Genomic DNA, 2,124 nt, shown 5'->3' on the forward strand with positions numbered 1-2,124 from the left:
GGCCCACCGCCACGATGCGGTTGCCCTTCACCACCACCACGCCCTCCTGCAACACCTCCTCACCCTTCATCGTGAGGATGCGCGCCCCCACCAGCGCGAGCGTCCCCTCCGGCACGTCCGACTTCCCGGAGAACGACACGTCCACCCCCTGGAACGAAGGCGGCGGCAGCGTCTTCGGCGCCCCGTCCATGAACGTGAACGCGTCCTTCAGCGCCCGCGTGAAGAGCTGGGGCCCCAGCGCCCAGTGCAATGACAGCCGCGCGCCGGCCCCGGACCAGTGCAGGTACTCGCCCGCGTCACGGCTCACCTGCGTCACCGGCATCGCCTTCGTGCCCGGCCCCACCATCGCCTCCTTGGAGCCGCGCACGAAGGGCGTCACGTAGGCGTTGAAGTCCTCGCGGAAGGCCACCCACCGGTCATCCGGCGACACCCGCATCTCCAGCGCCCCCGCGCTCTTCAAGTGCGAGCGCTCCTCGCCCCCGTCCAGCGCGATGCTCTGCAGCGTGCGCACGTCCTCCGTCTCCTTCTCCTCCACGCGCAGGAAGTACACCCGGTCCGACTTCGCCCCGAAGTGCGGCTGCTCCCCGTCCCGCGTCAGCTTGCGCGCCGCGCTCCCGCCCGCGGACGGCACCACGAACAGCCCCGTCTCCCGGCTCCACGTTCCCGGCATCAGGTAGCCGTCGCCCGTCGCCCGGTACACCACCGACTTGCCGTCCGGGCTCAGCGCGGGCTCCACGTAGAAGCCCGGCTGCGCCGTCACCACGCGGCCCTCGCCACCCGTGGCCGCGACGATGCGCACCGCGCCCAGCGTGTCGTCATCCCACGTCGTGTAGACGATGGAGCGCCCGTCGCGGGAGAACGACGGGAAGAACTCCAGGTGCTCGTTCTGCCGCGTCAGCCTTCGCGGCGTGCCCGACGGCAGGTCCTTCACATACAGCCGGCCCAGCGCCTGGTACACCACGCGTTTGCCATCCGGTGACACCTGCATCCAGCGCAGCATCTTCACGTCGAAGCGGTCCGGCGCCACCTTGCGCGGGCTGCGCACCGTCTGGAACACCGTGCGCGTCCCCTTCACGTGGAAGGGAATGGGCGTCACCTGCTTCGTCGCCACATCGATGCGGTGCAGCGTCCCGCCCGCCCAGAACACCAGCGACTTGTTGTCCGGCGTCCACGCCATCACCGGCGACACGCCGTGGATGGCCCACGTCTCCTGCATGTCCCGGTCGAGCCCGTCGTACAGCGGCCGCTCCGCCCCGGACGCCACGTCCGCCACGTACAGCACGCTCTTCGTGCGAACGCGCCGCACGAACGCCAGCTGCTTCCCATCCGGTGACGGCGTGGGCCGGATGGAGCCACCCGGGCCGGTGACGAAGGGCTCCACCTCCTTCGTCTCCAGGTCCAGCCGCTGGATGGCGTAGATCTCCTTGTTCGGGTCCTTGTCGTACTCGAAGGACTTGCCCGGCGTGGTGTCCTGGCTGAAGTAGACATACCGGCCGTCGGGGGAGAACGCGGGCTCGCCCAGGTCCTTCTGGTCGTTGGCGCGCTCGGTGAGCTTCACGCCTTCGCCGCCCGCGCGGTGATACATCCACACCTCGCCCGCGCCCAGCGAACGCCGGCCGGTGAAGTGCTTGCGCCCCACCAGGAACTGGCCGTCCGGGCTCCAGGCCGGGCTGTTGAGCAGCCGGAACTTCTCCTGCGTCACGGGCTTCGGGTCGGAGCCGTCGCGGTTCATCACCCAGAGGTTGTCGCCGCCGCCCCGGTCGCTCGTGAACGCGATGGACTTGCCGTCCGGGCTGTAGCGCGGCTGCATGTCCCAGGACGCGCCGGAGGTCAGGGCCTTCGCCTCGCCGCCCGCGATGGGCAGCGTGTACACGTCGCCCAGCAGGTCGAAGACGAGCTCATCTCCGCGCGGGCTCACGTCCACGTTCAGCCACGTGCCCTCGCGCACGTCGATGGGCACCTGCGAGGCCTGCGCGCCCGGGGGCGCATCCACGCTCCAGACCTCCTTCTTCTCGTCGGGCTTCGGGGCTTCGGCGGTGGCGGGCGTGCCTCCGTCTCCCTCGCTCGCGCGGGCGGCGTCGCGCGCGGAGTCCTTGGGCCCGGGCGGCGGGGGCGGCTCCTGGG

Annotated in this window: 1 pseudogene; it reads right to left on the bottom strand. The window is 70.9% G+C overall.

What is annotated here, in order from left to right:
• Positions 1 to 2,124, bottom strand: a pseudogene (locus D7V97_RS42595) (amidohydrolase); the annotation flags it as partial.

Source organism: Corallococcus sp. CA053C, from assembly GCF_003611675.1.
In the GTDB taxonomy this organism is placed as follows: Bacteria; Myxococcota; Myxococcia; order Myxococcales; family Myxococcaceae; genus Corallococcus.